This is a genomic window from Endozoicomonas sp. SESOKO2, from assembly GCF_024606245.1.
GTDB lineage: Bacteria > Pseudomonadota > Gammaproteobacteria > Pseudomonadales > Endozoicomonadaceae > Endozoicomonas_A.
The window spans coordinates 1-4,116 of record NZ_JAHHPQ010000107.1 but is presented as its reverse complement, the minus strand read 5'-3'; the positions used below and the strand labels follow the sequence as shown (position 1 = coordinate 4,116).

The 4,116-nt window shown below is 47.2% G+C and carries 5 protein-coding genes; 3 read left to right on the top strand and 2 right to left on the bottom strand.

Annotation, left to right across the window (positions count from 1 at the left end):
* Positions 1-78: 78 nt before the first annotated feature.
* Positions 79-537 (bottom strand): Lrp/AsnC family transcriptional regulator, encoded by a 459-nt coding sequence (locus KDK17_RS02770; RefSeq protein WP_257280163.1) that lies wholly within the window; start codon positions 535-537, stop codon positions 79-81.
* Positions 538-682: 145 nt separating this feature from the next.
* On the opposite strand from KDK17_RS02770, the gene KDK17_RS02765 reads away from it, so the two are divergent.
* Positions 683-1,594 carry a DMT family transporter gene (locus KDK17_RS02765; protein WP_257280113.1) on the top strand — a complete coding sequence of 304 codons (912 nt, stop codon included), beginning with the start codon at positions 683-685 and terminating at the stop codon, positions 1,592-1,594.
* Between the two features lie 55 nt (positions 1,595-1,649).
* On the opposite strand, the gene slyD is transcribed toward KDK17_RS02765, so the two are convergent.
* Positions 1,650-2,129 (bottom strand): peptidylprolyl isomerase, encoded by a 480-nt coding sequence (gene slyD / locus KDK17_RS02760; RefSeq protein ID WP_257280112.1) that lies wholly within the window; start codon positions 2,127-2,129, stop codon positions 1,650-1,652.
* Between the two features lie 380 nt (positions 2,130-2,509).
* Between slyD and KDK17_RS02755 the strand changes: the two genes are divergently transcribed.
* Both KDK17_RS02755 and KDK17_RS02750 read left to right on the top strand, forming a co-directional pair.
* A complete protein-coding gene (locus KDK17_RS02755) occupies positions 2,510-3,085 on the top strand; it encodes a DNA-3-methyladenine glycosylase I (protein WP_257280111.1) in 576 nt (191 codons plus the stop codon).
* Between the two features lie 197 nt (positions 3,086-3,282).
* Positions 3,283-4,038, top strand: coding sequence for a type IV pili methyl-accepting chemotaxis transducer N-terminal domain-containing protein (locus KDK17_RS02750; protein ID WP_257280110.1), 756 nt, complete (start codon positions 3,283-3,285; stop codon positions 4,036-4,038).
* The last annotated feature ends 78 nt before the right edge of the window (positions 4,039-4,116 follow it).

The window sequence follows — 4,116 nt, the reverse complement described above, 5'->3', positions numbered from 1 at the left end:
CCTCAATTTCTTGCAATCCTCGCTACGGACGCTTAAGTCCGACAGGCTGCTAGTACATGGTTTCAATATGTTTGGCGATCAACCCAGTGGTAGATAAGTGGTATTTTTCAGCTTCTCCATGGCAAAGGAAGAAGTCACTTCACTGAGCCCGGTCACACTGTTTACCAGCCGTTTGTAGAATACATCAAAGGCTGCCATATCCCTGACCAGCACTTTCATCATGTAGTCATACTCTCCGGCCATCCGGAAGAACTCAATCACTTCAGCAAAGTCACTGACTTCCGCGACAAAAGCCTCATACCATTCATTACTGTGATTTTGGGTTTTGATATTCACAAAAGCCGTGAGGTGCAAGCCCAGTTTATCGCCATCAAGCAGAGCTACTCGCTGAGTGATGTAGCCTTCTTCTTCCAACTTTTTTAACCGCTTCCAGCAGGGCGAGACGGTCAACCCTACCTTGTCGGCAATATCAGCTACTGGAATGGATGCATCCCGCTGAAGGCAATCAAGAATCAATTTATCCTTTTTATCAAGCATAATAGAAAATATTTTTTCTTTAGACTGAATAAATAATGACAAATTTGAAAACTTTTTTCCAGCTATCTAATATAAAATTTTCATCATAGGTAGTTATTAGCAACACTGTTTTCCAAGCCATTGAACGTATTAAGAGGATGTTGGCATGAGCACAAAAACCCGGGTCAGCCTTTTATTTGTCACTGTCTGCTTCATATGGGGTACGACATGGCTGGCTATGGAACTGGCTGTTGCTACCATTCCGCCGATTACCGCTACGGGCATTCGATTCGCAGTTGCAGCGCCTCTGATTATTCTGCTGGCCAGAATGAAAGGCGTTACCATCTGGTTTCCAAAGGATAAGTGTTTGGAGTTCATCCTGATCAGTCTGTTTTACTTTGCCATTCCCTTCACCCTTATGATTTTTGGCGAACAATATATCTCGTCGGGACTGGCCTCTATCATTTTCGCCAATATGCCTGTCGCTGTTCTGATTTTTTCGGTGTTACTTCAGCGCCATAAGGTAGCCATGCACCAGCTGGCAGGTCTGGTCATAGCGCTGGTCAGTCTGGTGACCATCATTGGTAACCAAATGTCAGTCAACAGCAACGGCAGCCTGATGGGTGTGGTTGCAATGGTTGTTGCTGTCCTCATGCACGCCCTGATTTACACAAATGTCCAGACTCGTTGTCAGGGTATTCATGTGCTGACCTACAATGCCCTCCCCTGTCTGGTGGCGGCGGTACTTCTGACGATTACCGGTTACTTCATGGAAACGCCGGATATCAGTAGCTTCTCGGCGCTCTCACTCAGCGCAGTGATTTATTTGGGTTCCGTGGCGGGGATTGGCGGCATTATGGCTTACTTCCAGTTAAACAAACTGGCCAGCCCATTCCAGGCCTCCATCTGTTTTCTCATCTTTCCGGTGATTGCGCTCTGTCTGGACAGCCTGTTGAATGGAAGAATGCTCAGCAATGAGTCTCTGTTCCTGACCCTGTTCCTGATGCTCGGTGTCTTTTTGACCAAATTGCCTGAAGCGACTTTCAGAAAACACAAGCTCTTATTTAAAAGAAGCTGAGTTTTCTTCCGCCATAAAAAAACCGGGACATTCACCCGGTTTTTTTATGGCTTATTCAGTGTTCATGATCACCGGCCCCATGAACGTGACCATGATCCAGCTCTTCTTCAGTCGCATCGCGTACTTCAACGACTTCAACCGCAAAATTCAGGTCTTCACCTGCCAGCTGATGGTTAGCATCAATCACTACTTCATCACCCTCAATGGCAGTAATTGTGACAATACGAGGGCCGATGGCAGTATCTGCATGGAACTGCATACCCACTTCTACGTCGTGCTCACCAAACTGGGCACGGGGTATAGGCTGCACCAGGCTTTCATCGTATTCGCCATAGGCTTCGGCAGCTTCCACAGAGACTTCCAGCTTGTCACCCGCTGCTTTTCCTTCCAGTGCACTTTCCAGACCGGCAATAATGTTACCCTCACCGTGCAGATAGGCCATAGGATCATGACCTTCGGAACTGTCCAGAACTTCACCCCCGGCATTTTTCAGGGTGTAATGAATCAGTGCGACTTTTTTGTCAGTAATTTTCATTGATTGAAAATCTCTGGAATGAATGAACGGACAGAATACCGGTCCGCCTGCAAAACGAACAGTTCTTTTTCTTGCCAGGGGCCACGCCCATGTCAAGAATCCCTTATTCAGACTCCATTGCGGACAGAGCAAACTCTGCCAACCTGAGATGAACCAGAGCCCTGTTTTCACCTCTTCTGCAAACCTGTTGAAACAACTATTCAGCTCTGGCCGGGTCGTCAGCCAAGCCTTCAACACCGTAAAGATAACGTACGCTGAGCTGACAGGGTTCGTCCGGCGTGGCAGTGAGTATGCCTTTATGCTTAATTCGCTTATCCTAACAACAGGTAATTAGTGCCATTGACCTGTTCACTATTGCTCCAACCTGCTCTGCAATAACCATGGGAGTCACCCTTTTGACAGAACAACGATGCCCCTGGTGCACGGAAGACCCGGATTACATTCGATATCATGATGAAGAGTGGGGCGTTCCCTGCTACGACGATCAGAAGCTTTTTGAGTTTCTGATTCTGGAAGGGGCTCAGGCAGGTCTTAGCTGGATCACCATACTTAAACGCCGGGAGGGCTACCGGAACGCCTTCGCGGGCTTTAATCCCGGAGCAGTTGCCCAATTCACCGAACAGGATGTAGAAAGGCTGCTCAACAATAAAGGCATTGTAAGAAACCGACTGAAAGTCAACAGTGCCATCAAGAACGCCCGGGCCTTCCTGGAAGTTCAGGAAGAGTTTGGCACTTTTGAGCAATATATCTGGTCCTTCGTGAATCACACTCCGGTCCGGAATCAATGGCAAACAATGTCTGAAGTGCCTGTCACCACCCGGGAATCCGACGCCATGAGTAAAGACCTGAAAAAAAGAGGTTTTTCATTCGTAGGAAGCACTATTTGTTATGCCTACATGCAAGCCATGGGGATGGTCAATGATCATCTGGTGAGCTGCCCCTCATACTCCTCATAATACTTCGCATAATTACCCAGCTCTGGCATATATTCTGCACTTCCCCTTGCAACGCAACCTGTTGAATCCATAACTCATCAGGATGACCCGAAATAGCGCAAGGAGCGATCAAAACAGTGCAGATTTCCAGAATACTTCCCGACTTTCGCCCACTTTTATGTTGCTGTACGCACCTGGGCTTCGTAACGGTGTTTTTAATGGCATACTCAGGGGTGACTTCAGCCGCTTTAAACGATGCCGAGGCGGTCAACACATCCGGTCTGCAACGGATGCTTTCTCAGCGAGTCGCTAAAAGTTACCTGATGATCGGGGCCGACATTAACTCAGAAGAAGCTAAAGAGCAGCTCTATAAAAGCATTATTCTCTTTGAAAATAATTTTCACGCTTTATCAAATTACGCGCCCAACGATGAAATCAAACACCAGCTAAGAGTCATTGAGAAAGACTGGAAAAGCTACAAAAAAATAGCACTGTCGACACCCGACAGAGGAGCAGCTACCGAACTCATTCAAAAGGCTCTGACTGTATTCAACAGCAGCAATGATCTGGTCACATTAATTGAAAAGCACTCGGCCACCAGTAAAGCCAGGCTCATCAACGTTTCAGGTCGACAGCGCGCACTCAGCCAGAGAATTGCCATGTATTATCAGGCTTTGGCCTGGGGCGTGGGTGACGACTATGAGAGAGATTTTGAAGAATCCATGGCTCTGTTCGAAAGCTCACTGAATGAACTCGACCAGTCCCCGGTGAATACTCCTGAAATCAGAAAACTGCTCGCCAAGGTTAAAGCACAATGGTTTTTTTCCAAATCAGGTTTTACGCAATATAAAGAGGGACGTTACATGCCAACAGCCATCTCTGTCACCACTGAATCCATTCTCAAGAAAATGCAAGTTCTGACTCAAAAGTATGAACAGGTCATGGTCAATAGTCAGGGGGTCGCCAGCAGCTAGCAGCCTGTCGGACTTAAGCGTCCGTAGCGAGGATTGCAAGAAATTGAGGGTAAAAATTTCTGCTTCTGAGGAGAATAG